This window comes from Paenalicyclobacillus cellulosilyticus, from assembly GCF_014647315.1.
GTDB lineage: Bacteria > Bacillota > Bacilli > Alicyclobacillales > Alicyclobacillaceae > Alicyclobacillus_J > Alicyclobacillus_J cellulosilyticus.
The window spans coordinates 1-16287 of sequence record NZ_BMOY01000030.1; the positions used below are offsets into that span (position 1 = coordinate 1).

Annotated in this window: 16 protein-coding genes; 11 read left to right on the forward strand and 5 right to left on the reverse strand. The window is 66.1% G+C overall.

What is annotated here, in order from left to right:
• Positions 1-480: 480 nt before the first annotated feature.
• On the reverse strand, positions 481-870 hold the full coding sequence (locus IEX97_RS09470) for a VOC family protein (protein WP_188882613.1): 390 nt from the start codon (positions 868-870) through the stop codon (positions 481-483).
• Positions 867-1667, reverse strand: coding sequence for a class I SAM-dependent methyltransferase (locus tag IEX97_RS09475; RefSeq protein WP_229776746.1), 801 nt, complete (start codon positions 1665-1667; stop codon positions 867-869). Before IEX97_RS09475 ends, IEX97_RS09470 begins: the two co-directional genes overlap by 4 nt.
• Before the next feature lie 328 nt (positions 1668-1995).
• On the opposite strand from IEX97_RS09475, the gene IEX97_RS09480 reads away from it, so the two are divergent.
• The 11 genes from IEX97_RS09480 (at position 1996) to IEX97_RS09530 (ending at position 12460) form a co-directional block, all read left to right on the forward strand.
• Entirely contained in the window at positions 1996-2544 is a 549-nt protein-coding gene (locus tag IEX97_RS09480) for an RrF2 family transcriptional regulator (RefSeq protein WP_188882616.1), read from the forward strand.
• 77 nt (positions 2545-2621) lie between these two features.
• Entirely contained in the window at positions 2622-2804 is a 183-nt protein-coding gene (locus IEX97_RS09485; protein ID WP_188882659.1) for a YezD family protein, read from the forward strand.
• A gap of 209 nt (positions 2805-3013) precedes the next feature.
• The gene (locus IEX97_RS09490) at positions 3014-4111 is read left to right on the forward strand and encodes a sulfate ABC transporter substrate-binding protein (protein WP_188882617.1); all 1098 of its coding nucleotides are present in this window, start codon (positions 3014-3016) and stop codon (positions 4109-4111) included.
• Between the two features lie 93 nt (positions 4112-4204).
• Positions 4205-6010 (forward strand): sulfate ABC transporter permease subunit, encoded by a 1806-nt coding sequence (locus IEX97_RS13595; protein WP_229776748.1) that lies wholly within the window; start codon positions 4205-4207, stop codon positions 6008-6010.
• Entirely contained in the window at positions 6000-7034 is a 1035-nt protein-coding gene (locus IEX97_RS09500; RefSeq protein WP_188882619.1) for an ABC transporter ATP-binding protein, read from the forward strand. The genes IEX97_RS13595 and IEX97_RS09500 overlap by 11 nt, the downstream gene beginning before the upstream one ends.
• A gap of 59 nt (positions 7035-7093) precedes the next feature.
• Positions 7094-7636: an NADPH-dependent FMN reductase gene (gene ssuE, locus IEX97_RS09505; protein WP_188882620.1), complete on the forward strand. Its 543-nt coding sequence runs from the start codon at positions 7094-7096 to the stop codon at positions 7634-7636.
• Entirely contained in the window at positions 7633-8664 is a 1032-nt protein-coding gene (locus IEX97_RS09510) for a sulfonate ABC transporter substrate-binding protein (RefSeq protein ID WP_373289431.1), read from the forward strand. The genes ssuE and IEX97_RS09510 overlap by 4 nt, the downstream gene beginning before the upstream one ends.
• The gene (ssuD, locus tag IEX97_RS09515) at positions 8664-9803 is read left to right on the forward strand and encodes an FMNH2-dependent alkanesulfonate monooxygenase (protein ID WP_188882623.1); all 1140 of its coding nucleotides are present in this window, start codon (positions 8664-8666) and stop codon (positions 9801-9803) included. Before IEX97_RS09510 ends, ssuD begins: the two co-directional genes overlap by 1 nt.
• Complete coding sequence (gene ssuC / locus IEX97_RS09520) at positions 9772-10725, forward strand: aliphatic sulfonate ABC transporter permease SsuC (protein WP_188882625.1); 954 nt, start codon at positions 9772-9774, stop codon at positions 10723-10725. Before ssuD ends, ssuC begins: the two co-directional genes overlap by 32 nt.
• The gene (locus IEX97_RS09525; RefSeq protein ID WP_188882627.1) at positions 10722-11501 is read left to right on the forward strand and encodes an ABC transporter ATP-binding protein; all 780 of its coding nucleotides are present in this window, start codon (positions 10722-10724) and stop codon (positions 11499-11501) included. Before ssuC ends, IEX97_RS09525 begins: the two co-directional genes overlap by 4 nt.
• Positions 11502-11683: 182 nt before the next feature.
• Entirely contained in the window at positions 11684-12460 is a 777-nt protein-coding gene (locus IEX97_RS09530) for a response regulator transcription factor (RefSeq protein ID WP_308426200.1), read from the forward strand.
• Here the strand turns inward: IEX97_RS09530 and IEX97_RS09535 are convergent.
• Genes IEX97_RS09535 through IEX97_RS09545 form a run of 3 tightly spaced genes read right to left on the reverse strand, consistent with a single transcriptional unit; the run spans position 12372 to position 16091 of the window.
• Positions 12372-12791 (reverse strand): GtrA family protein, encoded by a 420-nt coding sequence (locus tag IEX97_RS09535; protein ID WP_188882629.1) that lies wholly within the window; start codon positions 12789-12791, stop codon positions 12372-12374. The genes IEX97_RS09530 and IEX97_RS09535 overlap by 89 nt on opposite strands.
• Positions 12788-13816 (reverse strand): glycosyltransferase family 2 protein, encoded by a 1029-nt coding sequence (locus IEX97_RS09540; RefSeq protein ID WP_188882631.1) that lies wholly within the window; start codon positions 13814-13816, stop codon positions 12788-12790. The genes IEX97_RS09535 and IEX97_RS09540 overlap by 4 nt, the downstream gene beginning before the upstream one ends.
• A 28-nt stretch (positions 13817-13844) precedes the next feature.
• Positions 13845-16091: a glycosyltransferase family 39 protein gene (locus tag IEX97_RS09545; RefSeq protein ID WP_188882633.1), complete on the reverse strand. Its 2247-nt coding sequence runs from the start codon at positions 16089-16091 to the stop codon at positions 13845-13847.
• Positions 16092-16287 lie beyond the last annotated feature (196 nt).

Below are 16287 nucleotides of genomic sequence, written 5' to 3' on the forward strand. Positions count from 1 at the left end.
GTTGTTCCTGACCACCGAGGCGGTGGTGGCCGACAAGCCGGAGAAGGAGAAGGCTCCGGCCGGCGGCGGCATGGGCGGCGGCATGGACCTGTAATCGATCCGCCGCCGTCACACCGGATCGAACCGGACTCAGGCGTGCAGGGAACCGCTGTGTGCGGCATGGCAACCTGGCGACTTGGCGTCGCCGTCGCCAAAGAAACAGAACGCGTCGTGGCGGCAAACCAGCCGCTGCGGCGCGTTTTGTTTTTTGCCCCGCCCAATGCGATCCGTATCGCGGCAAGGGCGCGCCTGAGGTTCCCGTGATGAACGTGCAGGGCATCGCTCACCGCGCCATAGTGAAGAAGATCATGCCCACGAAGACCATGGTTGCTCCCCAAATGCTGCATGGTGTAATAAGCATCCGGTGGTTCGCGCCACGCTCGCCAGCTTTGGGTGACCCGTCGTTCGGCACCGAATACCGAAGCCTTTGTCATGTGTCTCTCAGGTCCACACCGCCATCCGTGCTGCCAGGTTCGATGTGTGCAGTTCCAGCTGCATCCCGTCGGGATCGAGGAAGTTGACGGTCCAACCGGCGCCGCGCTGAACCGGGCCGCGGACGATGGGGACACCGTGTGACCGCAGCACGGCCACCGCTTCGTGGAAATCATCCGGCGCGATGGAAAAAGCGACATGGTTGACTCCCAACTGCGGCCGCGGTTTCGGGAGAGCTGGCCGCTCCTGCAGGCAAACCCAAGCCATACCCCATTCGAGGTACGCATCGTGGCGCGCCTTGTGCACCAAACGCATGCCAAGAACCTGGGTATAAAACGTGAGGGAACGTTCCAGGTCGCTCACGTCGATGGTCACATGGTTGAAGCCTTGCACCTTCATCCGCACTCCCCCTGCGCCGCCCGTTTTCGCCCGCACCACACCGTCCAGCGATCCGCCTCGGCGATGGGGCTTCGGCCAGTGCCGGAGAGCTTTCGCCCGATGAATGAAATGAGGTCCTCCAGCTCGTCGTCGGCGAGGTGATGAAGGATGGACCGCCCCGTACGGGCTCGCAGGTCTGCCGTCAGTTCGGCCGACGATTGGTATATCCGGCGGATTTCCCAAAATGTCACCGTCGCCACACCGGTGAAGCCCGCTTGGCGCATGGCGGTTGCCACTTGTTCCTTCGTCCAGCGCCGCGATCGCTCAATCTCGAGCAGCCTCGGGAAACGTTCGAAGAAGTAGCCGCGAATATGGGCCGTTGAGCCGGGGAGATCGACATCATCCGGAGTGCGGTCCTGGATGACCAGCCGGCCGCCGGGGGCGAGAATGCGGTGCGCTTCGAAAATGAAGGGGCGAATGTCTGACAGGTGATGGATGAGCGCCCGGGCGAAAGCGAGATCCATGGAATTGTCCGCCAGTCTGGTGGCGGCATCCCCGCTGACGAACGACAGCCGCGGGTCGCTGCCGGCATGCTCCCGCGCCGCCTCCAGCATCACCGGAGACGAGTCGACGCCGATCACGGTGCTGGCTCCCAGTTCCAGCCACGCCCGCGCGTATATGCCCCCACCGCAGCCGATGTCGGCGACGCGGAACCCGCGTGCGTCCACCAGGGACAGCATGGCATTCCGCCAGCTTGGGTGCGCTTCGCGCCCTGCGTACGTGTTTCGATTGCCCGGGTCCAGAAAGTCGATGGGCAAGTCGGCACCTTCTATCTTCAATACCAGAGGACTCTTCATGATGATGCACACAACATGATACACTTGACGAGTCATGCGCGGCAACTTTGCACAAGTCGGGTGCATGCGCTTCCTCCCGTCGCGTTGACGAGGCGGTGAGCGCATTGACAACGAGGCGGCGCAGGTGCTACAATTCAGCCAAAATTCGCTGTGTAATTACATGTGTTTAATCGGAATTAACCACGCTTCACCTTCACATGGTGGCGGAGGTGGGTGTTGGGCGCGACGTTTATGCTGTCCTTAATCTCTATTAATTCAATCGAGATTATCGAGAATTGGGGTGCAGGGCATGAAAGTGTCAAGCCGGGGTGAATACGCGTTGCGTGCCCTGCTGGTCCTGGGCGCATCCGAAACGGAGTGGATGTCCATCCACGAGATTGCGGCAAAGACGGCGGTCCCGGTCAAGTACCTGGAACAGATTTTGCTGCAACTGAAACATCTCGGCTTGACCCGCAGCAAGCGCGGCACGCAAGGAGGGTACGCGTTGCGTGTCCCGCCGGAGGAGATTGTCATTGGCCAAGTCATCCGGTCGCTGGAAGGGCCGCTGGCGCCCATGGGGTGTGTGAGTGTCACCGCGTACGACCCGTGTCCGCTCGAAGCGCACTGTCTCCTGCGTCCGTTGTGGCTCCTCGTCCGGGAGACGGTGGCGCATGTGCTGGACAACACGCGTTTGTCCGATCTGTTGGCACGGCGGATCCCGATGGAAGGCGAGCCGGCTGCGTTCGCAGGCTGGCCGGAGGGCACGCCGGTCGCGCGATGTACACAGGTGCCATCTGCCGCCGATATCACCATGGCAGAGACGCAAAGCGCCATTCAGGCAGGGCGGACGAAGGGGTGAACCGCATGGCGAACGGACCGGCGAACGACCCGAAGGAATCCGGCAAGCCAGCCATCCCGGGTTGCGAAGACGAACGGATGCGCGAAATCCTGTACCATGTCGCGCGCGCCAAACAAGGCTTGGAATACGGTACGGTGCAGATCACGGTGCACGATGCCCAGGTCACGCAAATTGAGCGGATTGAAAAAGTGCGCTTTCCCTTGCAGCCAGGGGGCAAGGGCGGATCGAAGAACGCGGCCAAAAGTCGAGTGTTCCCATAGGTATAGTTGACGAATGACGGGCTTTATGATACGCTTGGAGCCAAGATAGGACGAAAACAACATCCGCATGACAAATCCATATCGCCGACTCGACGACGAGAGGCAGGTTTCACGCCACGCGGAGCGCACGGCGCAACCCCGTGCAAGCTCTGCAGGCGGGAGATCTGCCTCTTTTTGTCACGGCGGCGCCAAGGAGGAGTGCAAGCAACATGAGGCACAGCAAGCGGCAGATACAACGGTTGCGCTGGTGGTTGGGAGGGACCGCCGCGGCGGTGGCGCTGACGTCCATTGGTGCGGCGGCAGCGGACGCGGCGGCGCACGGTACGGTGCACAAAACGGCGGCGCATCGGGCGAAGGACGATCGGGCGAAGGACGGGACACCGGACACGGTGACGCTGACTTTCGGGTCGTACAGCACGACCAAAGACGTTTACGAGGACCAAATCTTCCCTGCGTTCCAGCGCTATTGGAAGCAGAAGACAGGCCAGACGGTCATCTTCAAAGACTCGTACGACGCCTCCGGTGCAGAGTCGCGGGCGATTGCCAGCGGATTGCCGGTGGATGTGGCGGCGCTGTCGCTGGCGGACGATATCGACCGAATCAAAAAGGCGGGCTACATCACCCATGATTGGCAGAACGATCCGTACCACGGCATGGTAACCGACTCTATCGTCGCCATCGGAGTGCGCAAAGGGAATCCGAAGCACATTCGCGACTGGACTGACCTGGCAAAACCCGGTGTGGTGGTGGATCTGCCCAATCCGCAGACATCGGGGGGCGCCAAGTGGGACATCACGGCCATCTACGGGGCGGGTCTCAAGCGCGGGTCGGCGGCGGACGCCAAAAAACTGCTCGCGTCCATCGTGCGCAACGTGAAGGTGCTCGACAAGTCGGGTGAAGCCTCGATGACCACCTTCCTCAACGGCATCGGCGACGCGGTGGTCGGCTATGAGGACGACATCCTGCGCGAGAGCCACAACCGCCGCGACTTCACGGAGGTCATTCCCAAGGCCACGCTGCTCATCGAGAACCCGGTGGCGGTCATCGACAAAAACGTCGATGCGCACGGCAACCGCCAGGTGGCGGAGGCGTTTGTGGCGTTTTTGCGCAGCCCGGTCGCGCAGCGCATCTTCGCGGCCAACGGTTTCCGGCCGGTGAACCCGGCCGTGTGGAACGAGGTCAAATCCCGCTACACCACCCCGCCGCAATTGTTTACCATCGCCTCGCTCGGCGGATGGGCGAAGGTCAACCAGACCTTGTTTGCCCAAGGTGCCATCTTTGACCAAGTCTTGGCAGAGCGCAAGTGACGGAACAGCCGTTCCGCCGGGCGCTATGTAGCCCTGTGCACGGCGCCGGGCGGAGAACATCGTAGCCTGTCATCGCCAAGGGGGGAGTGCAAGGTGTCGACCGTCTCCGTTCTGCAACCGGCCCCCGCCGCGCCGCGGCGGTGGGCGGTACACGCCAGCCGGCCGCTCACCCTGTACCTGGGTTTGGCCGCCGTCGGCAGCTATCTGTTGCTGCTCGTGGTGCTGCCGGTGGGCAGCGTGATCCGCATGGCCTTGGTGCACGGCTGGCCGGGCTTCTGGCATCCGCTCACCGATCCGCTGGGCCGTGCGGCGCTCGGCCTGTCGGTGACGGCAGGGTTGTTGGCGGCCGGCATCAACACGGCGGCCGGCACCGCCGTCGCGTTTGCTCTCGTCCGTGGCCGCTTTCCAGGCCGCCGCCTGCTCGACACCTTGCTCGACCTGCCGCTCGGCGTCCCCACCACGGTGAGCGGGTTGATGCTGTTGCTTCTGTATTCACCCGTCTCGCCCATCGGGGCGTGGCTTGCGGCCCGTCATCTCGCCGTGGCGTATGCCCCCGCCGGGGTGGTGCTGGCGATGGCGTTTGTCACCCTGCCGTACGCGGTGCGCACCGTGCAGCCGGTGCTTGCCGGGCTGGACCGGCGCATGGAAGAGGCGGCGTGGACGCTCGGCGCTTCGCGCTGGCGGACGCTGCGCGAAGTCGTGCTGCCGATGGTTTGGCCGGGAATTGCCAGCGGGTTTTGCTTGACGTTCAGCCGCGCCATGGCGGAGTTTGGTTCGGTGGTCGTCATCTCCGGCAACCTCCCCGGCCAGACGCTGGTCGCCCCGGTGTACCTTTACGGATTGCTCGAGAATGACGATCCGTTCGGCGCGGCCGCCATGTCGGTCGACCTGCTCCTCATCGCCCTGGCTGCCCACGCGGTGGCCGCTTGGTTGGAGCACCGTCACGCGGCGCGGCTGCGCGGCGCGGGTGCCGTGGCGGGTGGTCCAGGTCAAGGCGCGCCGGTTTCGCCGACGGCAAGGGCGAGCGCGCGCCCCGCAGCAGGGCGCCAAGCGGTCCTGCACGCAGGCCGCTTGGCCGCCGCGTTGGCCCGGCGGATCGGCCGGTGGGCGGCTGCAGGGGTCTTTACCTGGGTATGGCTGGGCGTGATGCTCCTCTTGCCGCTCGCGGGGCTCATCTCCGGTGCGCTGCAGGCGGGGGTGGCAGGGTTTGTGCAGAGCCTCGCGCAGCCGGAAGCCGTCGCCTCGCTCCGGCTGTCGGCGGTGGTCACCGCGTGGACGGTGCTGTTCAACGTGGTGTTCGGTTTGTGGACGGCGACGTTGTTGACGAAGCACCGCTTTCCCGGCCGCTGGTTGGTTTCAGCCGTCGCGGACCTGCCGTTCGCCCTCTCGCCCGTCATCGCCGGGTTGGCGTTGCTGTTGGTTTACGGTCCCAACACCGGCTTGGGGCAGTGGTTGCAAGCCCATGGCATCCACGTCGTCTTCGCGCTCCCGGGCATGGTGATGGCCAGCCTGCTCGTCACGTATCCGCTGGTGGTGCGGGAACTGGTGCCGGCGCTGCAGCTGACCGGCCGGGCGGCCGAGGAGGCCGCGTACACCCTTGGCGCTTCACGGTGGCGGACGTTCGTGCGGGTCACCCTGCCGAGCATTCGCTGGAGCTTGTATTACGCCGTGGTGCTGACCGTGGCCCGCAGCCTCGGTGAGTTCGGGGCCGTCCTGGTCGTCTCCGGCAACCTGGTGGGTGTGACGCAGACCGCGCCGCTCTACGTGTACCAAGCGACCGTCGAACACAACATGGCGGCGGCCGACGCGGTATCGCTCATCCTTGCCTCCGCCTCGTTCGTGATGCTCCTCTTCATGCAGTTCTTGCGGCGCAAAGGAGGGTTGGCGCATGAGCATTGAGGTTCGCAACCTCGTCAAGCATTACACGCCCGGCGTACCCGCGGTGCGCGGCGTCAGCTTCACCGTCGAGACGGGGGAGATGGTCGGCCTGCTCGGTCCCAGCGGCAGCGGCAAGACCACCTTGTTGCGGATGATTGCCGGTTTGGAGCCGCAGACCGCCGGCGAGATCTACATCCACGGCCGCTTGGTCGATCCGCTCCCGCCCCAGCGCCGCGGTGTGGGCGTGGTGTTCCAGAATTACGCCTTGTTTCCGCACATGACGGTGTTTGAGAACATCGCATTCGGCCTGCGCGTCCAGCGCATGCGCCGTGCGGAGATTCGGGAGCGGGTCGCCGAGTTGCTCCGCCTCGTCCGGCTCTCCGGTTTCGAGGACCGTTACCCGTCGCAGCTTTCCGGCGGGCAGGCGCAGCGGGTGGCGCTGGCGCGGGCGTTGGCACCCAAGCCGAGCGTGCTCTTGCTCGACGAACCGTTCGCGGCCATTGACACCAAAGTCCGCAAGGAATTGCGCGAGTGGGTGCGGCGCGTGCACGAAGAAGTCGGCATCACGAGCATCTTCGTGACCCATGACCAGGACGAGGCGTTCGAGGTGGCCGACCGGGTGATGGTGTTCCACGACGGGGAGCTGCTCCAGTTCGGCACCCCGCAGCAGATCCTCGAATCGCCGGCCACGCCGTTCGTCGCCACCTTCGTCGGAGACGTGAACGAAATTGAACGGCAGGTGGTCGGCGGGGCCGTCAGCCTCGGCCCCATCCGCTTGTCCGCCCACCCGTTCCAGGACGGGGCGCGGGTACGCGTCGTGATCCGGCCGACCGACGTCGTGGTGGCGCCACCCGACGGACCTCCCGTCGGGCCGCGGGCCCGGATTCGGCGCAAGATTGCCAAGGGGCCGGTGCACGCCGTGCAAGTCGAGTTGCAGGACGGCCTCGTGCTGCGGGCGTTCGTACCGCGCGAGGCACAGTGGGCGCTTCACCCAGGGGCGCCGGTGTCGGTGTGGATCAAGGATTATCAAACATTCCCGGCGTAACGTCCGGCGCAGGCCTGGCCGTTACGGCGAGCGGCCTGCGCGGTGAGGAGGAGACGCGCATGGCAAAGGTGGTCATCATCTCGGGGACGCTGTCGGAGCGATCCCGTTTGGAAGTGGTCCTGTCCCTTCTGGAAGAGCGGTTGCGGTGGGCGGGACACACGGTGGCATGGATTCAGGCTCGCCGCTTGCCGCCCGACGCGCTGCTCCGCGGCGAAGCGGACAGTGAGGCGCTGCTCGAGGCACAGGTCCGGTTGGCGACGGCGGACGTGGTGGTCATCGCGTCTCCCGTGTACAAGGCTTCGTACACCGGACTGCTGAAGGCGTATCTTGACCTGTTGCCGCAGCAGAGCTTGGCCGGCAAGGTGGTCTTGCCCATCGCCATGGGCGGGACGCTCGCGCACCTGTTGGTCATCGATTATGCGTTGCGCCCGGTGCTCGCAGCGCTCGGTGCCGAACATGTGCTGCAAGGGGTGTACGTGCTCGACGCGGCGGTGGAGTGGCGCGACGGCCAAGGCGTCGTTCGCGATCCCGATGTCGTGCGCCGGCTCGACAACGCCGTCGACCGGCTGGCGCTGGCACAACCGAAAGGAGTGAGTGCATGATGCAGAGGGCAGTATGGGGAAGCGCGCTGCTCGCGGGCGTGGCCGCGCTCGCGGTGGTTGCCGCACTGCCGCCAGCGGGGGCAGGATTCGTGCAAGCGCGCGCGAAGCACGCGGCCCAGCCGGCCCGGCAGGTGGTCCGCATCGGCTATCAAAAGTACGGAACGCTCAACATCCTCAAGGCCACCGGCGGCTTGGAGAAACGGCTCAAGGCGCTCGGCTACCAAGTGCAATGGATTGAGTTCCCGGGCGGGCCGCAGTTGCTCGAAGCGCTCAACGCGGGCAGCATCGACATCGGTCACACCGGGGAGGCCCCGCCGGTATTCGCGCAGGCGGCCGGGGTGCCGTTTGTCTATCTGGCGCATGAGCAACCGAGCCCGGCCAGCGAAGGCATCCTGGTGCCCGCCCATTCGCAGATCAAAACCATTTCGGACCTCAAGGGCAAGCGGATTGCGCTCAACAAGGGGTCGAACGTCCATTACCTGTTGGTGCGGGTGCTCCAGAAGGCGGGGCTCAAGTACAGCGACATCCATCCGGTGTACCTGGCACCGGCCGACGCCCGGGCGGCGTTTGAGCGTGGCAGCGTCGATGCCTGGGTGATCTGGGACCCGTACTACGCGGCGGCGGAGACGGCCGATCACGCCCGTGTCCTGATCGACGGCAAGGGCCTGGTGGCCAACCAAGAGTTCTACTTGGCGCAGCGCACGTTCGCTCTCCAGCATCCGGACGTCATCAAGGCGCTCTTGGCGGAGATTGAGCAGGAAGACGCTTGGATCCGCACCCACCGCCATGAGACGGCGAAACTGCTCTCGCCGCAACTGGGCATCGACGTCCAGTCGCTCGACCTGGCGGCCAATCGCCGCAACTACGGCGTGGAACCCATCACGCCGGCGGTGGTGCAACAACAACAGGTCATTGCCGACACGTTCTATCAACTGCACTTGATCCCGAAGCCCATCCACGTCAAGGACGATACGTATGCGGTGCCGTGGCCGAATCAGGCTGCGGCCGCAAAGGGGGCTGCTCGATAATGCAGGTGTTCTGGTTCATCCCGACGCACGGCGACGGCAGGTACCTCGGCACAGCGTACGGCGGGCGCGCGTTTGACCACGGCTACGCCGGGCAGATTGCGGTGGCGGCGGATCGCCTCGGGTACGACGGCGTGCTCTTGCCGACCGGCAGGTCGTGCGAAGACGCCTGGGTGACGGCCGCCTCGCTCATCCCGCTCACGAAACGGTTGAAATTCTTGGTCGCGGTGCGGCCCGGTTTGATGTCCCCGACGTTGGCTGCGCGGATGGCCGCCACGTTCGACCGGCTTTCCGATGGCCGCCTGCTCATCAACGTGGTCACCGGCGGCGATCCGGTGGAATTGGCAGGGGATGGGCTGTTCCTCGACCACGACACCCGCTACGCGCTGACGGATGAGTTCCTCACCGTCTGGCGGCAGGTGTTGGCGGGGGAGGAGGTCACGTTCCAGGGCCAGCACTTGCGGGTGGAGGGCGCACGGCTGCTCTTCCCGGCGGTGCAGCGCCCGTACCCGCCGTTGTACTTCGGCGGGTCGTCCCCGGTGGCGATGGAGGTGGCGGCCAAGCATGTCGACGTCTACCTCACGTGGGGTGAACCGCTCCCGCAGGTGGCGGAGAAGGTGCGGACAGTGCGCCAGCTGGCGCGCCAGCAAGGCCGGAAGGTGCGGTTCGGGTTGCGTGTCCACATCATCGTGCGGGAGACGGACAGGGAGGCGTGGCGCGCGGCGGAAGAATTGATTCAATATTTGGATGATGAAACCATCGCCGAGGCACAGCGTGTGTTCGCCCGCTTCGATTCGGTGGGCCAGCAGCGGATGTCGCAACTGCACCGCGGCCGGCGCGACCAGTTGGAGATTGCGCCCAACCTGTGGGCGGGCGTCGGTCTCGTCCGCGGCGGCGCCGGCACCGCCATCGTCGGGGATCCGCAGACGGTCGCCAACCGGCTGATCGAGTATGCGGAAGTGGGGATTGAAACGTTCATTTTGTCCGGGTATCCGCACCTGGAGGAGGCGTACCGCGTCGCGGAGCTGGTGTTTCCGCGCCTGCCGCTCGACCGGCCCCAGTCGGGGCTCGGCAGCCGCTGGTACGGCCCTTTTGGTGAGGTGGTGGCCAATGAGCATCCGCCTGCGGCCAGTGCACACTGATGCGGCGGGGCAAGAACATGAGTGGGCTGGGGACGGCGCTGCCGTCCCGGACGTCCCTGCGCAGGGGACGGAAACACCCGCGCGGGCGCCGGACCCTGGCGCGCACCTTCCCGGGGTGCAGGCTGCGTGGCGCCGCGCACACGGCTGGGGCAACGGGTTATGGCGGCGGCTGTCTCCCTGGCTGGTGCCTGCCTTGGCGGTGGTCGTCTGGCAGGCGCTGGGCAGCGCCGGCGTCATTCCGACGCGGGTGTTGCCGACGCCCATCGCGGTGGTGCAGGCGTTCCTCTCGCTCGCGCATACGGGTGAACTGTGGCAAGACATCGCGGTCAGCGCACGGCGGGCAGCCATCGGGTTTGCCGTCGGGGCAGGGACGGGGCTTCTCCTGGGCCTGGTCAACGGGGTGTTCTCCGTGGCCGACCGCCTGCTCGACAGCAGCGTCCAGATGATCCGCACCATCCCGCACCTGGCGCTGATCCCGCTCGTCATCTTGTGGTTCGGGATTGGCGAGACGGCGAAGGAGTTCCTGGTCGCGCTCGGCGCCATGTTCCCGGTGTATCTGAACACCTACCACGGCGTGCGCGGGGTGGACGCAGGGTTGGTGGAGATGGCGCGGATGTACGGCCTGACAGGATGGGCGTTCTACCGGCATGTGTTGTTCCCGGGCGCACTGCCGTCCATCTTGGTCGGCGTGCGCTACGCGCTGGGCATCACGTGGACCACCCTCATCGTAGCCGAGACCATATCCGCCGATGCGGGCATCGGGTATATGGTGATGAACGCCCGGGAGTTCGTGCAGATGGACGTGGTGGTGCTGGGCATCGTGCTGTACGCGCTGCTCGGCAAACTGTCCGATGTCGTGGCGCGGCTGTTGGAACGGTGGCTGCTGCCGTGGCGGGTGACTTGGGGAGGTGACGCCCAGTGACAGACGCTGCCGCGCAGGCCAAGCAGACGGCGGAACGGCCGGGTGTGCCCATCGCGTTGGCGGGTGTATGGAAGTCGTTCGACGGCCACCCGGTCATCCAAGGGTTGAACCTGGCCGCGCAACCGGGCGAGTTTCTCGCCATCGTGGGGCGCAGCGGCTGCGGGAAAAGCACCTTGCTGCGCCTGATGGCAGGTCTTGCGCAGCCGGATGCCGGCAAGGTGGAGGTCGCTTGGCGCACCGGAGCGCGCGACGGCGGGGTGCGGATGATGTTCCAAGACGCGCGCCTGCTGCCGTGGAAGCGCGTGATCGACAACGTCCGGCTGGGCGCGCGGGGCGAGGATGCGGACGAAGCCGCGCGCGCCGCCTTGGCCCAAGTCGGTTTGCTGGAGAAAGCACGGGCTTGGCCGCACACCCTCTCCGGCGGCCAGCGCCAGCGCGTGGCCTTGGCGCGGGCGCTCGCCAGCCGGCCACGGCTCTTGCTGTTGGATGAACCGCTCGGCGCCCTCGACGCGCTGACGCGGCTGGAGATGCAACGGCTGGTCGAGGACGTCTGGCGGGCGCACGGGTTCACCGCCGTGCTCGTGACCCACGATGTGGCGGAAGCCATCGCGCTGGCCGACCGGATTGTCCTCATGGCTGGCGGCACCATCGCCGGGGAATGGACGGTCCGCCTGCCGCGGCCGCGCCCGAGGGACGCGGCTTTCTACCATTTGGAGCAAGAAATCCTCTCCGCCATCATGGACGGGACGGCCGCCGGCGGTCACCGTGCCGTTTGAGTGACCCAAGGAGCATCGGGAGCGCGCACGCCCGGTGCTCTCTAATTTTTTCCTGGTTTGGATGGCGCATCTTTTACGCTCCGTTCATCCCTCCTTCACCGTCACTTTACATTGCACACGTACCATTCATAGTGTGAGGACCGGTGATGGCGTGACCACCGGTGGATGGGGGGATATCTCGGATGGAGCCCCAGGCATGGATGCGCGGCGAGGTGCTGATTGTCGACGATGAGCCAGCCATCCGCAAATTGGTGGAATACCACTTCCAGCGCGCCGGGTTTCCGACTTCGGTCTGTGCCGACGGCAGCGAAGCGTACGAGCGCATCCGCAAGCAACCGGATGCGTTTTGCGTGGTCATCTTGGACATCATGCTGCCCGGGATGGACGGATTGGAGGTCTGCCGGCGCCTGCGCCAGGAACGGATTTGGGTGCCCATCATTCTGCTCACCGCGCGCGAGGAAGAGGTGGACCGCATCCTCGGGCTGGAACTGGGCGCGGACGACTACGTGACCAAACCGTTCAGTCCGCGTGAACTCGTGGCGCGAGCGCGCGCGGTGCTGCGGCGGCGCGGGCCGGACGGAGGCGATGCCGACGGGGAGGGGGGCGCATCCGAGGTGCTGCGGGTCGGCGACATCGTCCTCGATCCGGTGCGCCACCAGGTGTTCGTGCGCGGCGAAGCGGTCGAGCTGACCCCGAAGGAGTTCGAGTTGTTGCACTACTTCATGCTCAACCGCGATCGCGTCCTCTCCCGCAACCAGCTCCTGGAACACGTCTGGGGGTATGCGGCGTCGCCCGACACGCGGATTGTCGATGCGCACGTGTCCCATCTGCGGGAGAAGATTGAGGAGAATCCGAAGGATCCGGTGTACCTCAAGACCATCCGCGGCGTGGGGTACCGGCTGATGGTGCCGGGCGGAACACCCACCACTGGCTTCCGGCAAAGTTCACCGCCAGCGTGAGCACGGTCACCGCCGCTTTGGCTGCATACCAAGGCCACTTCTCGTGCGTCAGCCAGGCGAGGCCCGCCGCCGAGAGCGCCAGCGAACAGACGTTGACGGAGACAAAGCGCAGCGGCTCGCTGGGGCGGAAGCGGCCGGCGGCGAAGGTGAACCGCCGGTTCCACACATAGCTGTTGGCCACGCCGGCGGCATACGCGCTGGCTTGGCAGATCCACAGCGGCCAGCGCAGGCCGTGGGCAAGGGCGAAAAACACCCCCCAATCGACGCCCGTGTTGAGCACCCCGATGCAGGCAAAGCGGCGCGCCCGGCGCCAGATGTCCGCCCGTCTCACCGGTTGCCCTCCTGCGCGGATGGTCTCCCGCCCACCACTTCGCGCACGATGTACAACGGCCGCCGCCTCGCTTCGTCGTGGATACGCGCCACGTACTGTCCCAACACGCCGACCGACAACAGCAGCACGCCGTCGCCAAGCAGGCTGAACGTGATGAGCAGGCTCGCCCCGGATATCCCATGGTGCGCGAAGGACATCCGCCAAGCTTCGCCCGCCATCAGGGCGAGGGTGGCCACCGTCCAGCCTGCGCCTGCGTACAACGGCCAGCGCAGCGGCCGGTAGGAAAACGAGGTGACGGCGTCGGCGGCGAGGCGCAGCATCTTGCGCAGGGAATACTTGCTCGTACCCGCGAGGCGCGGCTCGCGTACGTACTCGACCGCAATCTGGCGGAATCCCGCCCATGCCACCAAGCCGCGCAAGAACCGGTGGTGCTCCGGCAGCGCCCTGAGCACCGCGCACACCCGCCGGTCCATCAACCGGAAGTCGCCGGTGTCGAGCGGGATCGGGATGTCCGCCAGCCGGCGCAGGCCGCGGTAAAACCAGCGCGCCGTCGACCGTTTGAACCATGACTCGCCCTGGCGTTCCATCCGCCGGGCGTAGACCACGTCGTATCCGGCTTGCCACCGTTCGACCAGGCGCGGGATGAGCTCCGGCGGGTCCTGGAGGTCCGCGTCTATCACCACGACCGCATCGCCGCGGGCGTGATCGATCCCGGCGGAGATGGCGGCTTGGTGCCCGAAGTTGCGGGAGAAGTGGATCACCCGGACATCTGGGTGCGCCGCGGCCATCTCGTCGAGGATGGCCGGCGTCTCGTCCTGGCTGCCGTCATCGACGTAGACAATCTCGTACGGTTCACCCAACGCCGCGAGGACGCTGCAGAGGCGTTGGTGGGTGATGCGGATCACGTCTTGCTCGTTGAATACCGGTACGACGACCGACAGGCGGACGCCGCGGCCGCCCCCTTCCCCTCCCGTGCCGTGGGCCGAAGGGGCCGTGGATGTGCTGGATGACACCCGTTCGTACATCTGCATCCCCTCCCTGGGGCATCGCCCGTCATTTCCCGGTGTAGACGTACAGGGTCAATCCGCGGCCGCCAAGGTCGACCGTGCCTGCGCCCGCACCGCTGCCTGTGGCGGCCGCCCCCGCGCCGGCCCATGCGCTCTCCGGCACGACGGCGCAGTGTGCCTGGATCCACGCCAACACCGACGCTTGCCCTTCCCGGCCGCCGAACCCGAACCCGCCTGCGCCGGGGATGAGGAAGTACTTCACCTTGCCGGCCGCGGTCATCTGCGCCAGCTTCTGCACCGTCATCGCGGGATCGGATCCGGTGAAGCCGCCCATCGCCATCACCGGCAACCCGGTGTCGAGGATGATGGGTGCCGCGGTCATGGCGTTGGTCGTCGCCACGAGGAACGAACCGGGTTGATGGCTGTAGTGCTGGACCAGGTAGCGGATGAGCGCCGCGCTGACCCGTGCTTCGCCACCGAAGCCACCGAAGCCGCCGAAACCGCCGCCAAATTCACCGAAGCCGCCGTGGTTGCCGCCGCCGAACCGGCCACGGAACCGGCCGCCGAACCCGCCGCCCGTTCCGGGTGCAACCGGGAAGTTGCCGGGCCAGTTCGCTGCCCGGCCTGCCGCGGGGAAGGAGGTGTTCGCGGCGAGCCGTGCCGGGGGGCCGGCGGACGGGATGGTCGGATTGACACCGTACAGGATGGGCGTCAGCGACCAATACCCGGGCGGGATCAAGAGCGCGGCCAGCCCGAGCACACTGCCCGCTCGCGTTTGCAGCGGCCACTCGTGTACCTTCCACAGCATGACGGCTGCGACGAGGGCCGCCACACCGCTCGGCAGCACCAGCGCGACGCGCAGAGACGGATACGGCCAAACGATGTGATATTCCACCAACAGATTGAGGGCGAACAGCGCGGGCAACCACCACTTCCAGCGGGTTCGCGCCTGCCAGTCCCGCCACATTTGCAGCAGGCCGGCCGCCGTCAGTCCGGCGATGCCCGGCGCCATCGTGATCATGTAATAGGGATGGAAGAACCCGGCGACGCTGAAGAACGCCGCCATCGGCAGCAGCCAAGCCAACCAGAACACGGTCCCCTTCTCTTCGGCGGACAGCGGTTTGCGCCAGCGAACGTGGCGCAAAGCCGGAATGGACGACAGCAGGGCGAGCGCCAACAGCCACGCGATTTGGCCGCCCAACGCGCGCTGGAACAGGCGAAGGGGACCTGGCGCACCGTTGTCAAAACCGCCGCCGAAGCCGCCGCGGCCGGCAAAGCCAGGGAAGCCTGCGAAGCCGGGCCGGTTGCCGTTGGCGCCCGGCATCTGGCCGTTCAAACCTGGTGCATTGCCACGGCCGGCAAACATTCCGGGGCCAGGAAAGTTGCCGCCGCGGCCCGTGAAGTTCCCGCCTGCCGGCCCGGCGAATCCGCCTTGGCCTGTGGCGGCCGCGGCGGGTGTGGCCGCTGCTCCCTGGCGGTGGAATGCGTGGCCGAACGAGCGGCCGAGGAGCCGCTCCAGACCGTTGTAGCCGAAGATAAGCTCCATCTCATTGTTCGTCTGCGTGCTGCCCACCCACGGGCGTGCGCTGGCCGGCGTCAGGTCCACCGCCACCGGCCAGGAGAACGACACCGCCAACAACACGGCGGTCATGGCGGCGAGGTGCACGAGTTTACGCCGCCAGCGCAGGTCGCTGACGAGGAAATAGGTGACGTAAAACGCAGGCAGGGCGAGATAGGCTTCCATCATCTTGATGTTGAACGCCACGCCCTCCACCGCGGCGCTGGCGAGCAGCCATCCGAGCGATCGCCGCTCGATGGCGATCCACAAGCACCACGCTGCCAGCAACATGGCGAGGACGAGGGTGGTGTCGATCTCGTTCGTCCGCGACACGGCGACTGCGATGGGTGTCAACGCCATCACGGCCGCCGCAAGCAAGCCGCCGTACACGCCGAAGTGGCGCCGGACGAGCCGGTAGACGACAAGCACGCAGGCGACACCGGCCAGCGCTTGTGGCAACAAGAGCGCCCACCCGTGAAACCCGAACACCTTGACGGAGAGCACCTGCAGCCAGAACCCGACCGGCGGTTTGTCGATGGTGATGAAACCGCCTGGATCGAAGGAATTGAAAAAGAAGTTGTGCCAGCTCATCGTCATGCTCTTGACGGCCGCCGCGTAGTACTCGTTGCCGTAGCCCTCCTGCCAAAGGGCGAACAGGTTCAAAAACGCGGAGAGCGCCGTCAGGAATGCGAGCACGAGATGGTGCCAGCGCACGTGTTGCACCCGTGACCGCATGCGCGCATCGGAACCCCTTCCGTCTGAAGATGGCCTGAAGCGTTCGGACGACTCTAGCGTAGCTGTGCAGGATTGAAAGAGGATTGAAATCGAGCGGCGCAGGCGAGGCGGATGGTGTCGAAGCCAACGCGGATTCCGCGGCGCCAAGAGGAGGAATTCGGCGAAGCGCGTCGAATTGGTCACCCCGGGTATATCG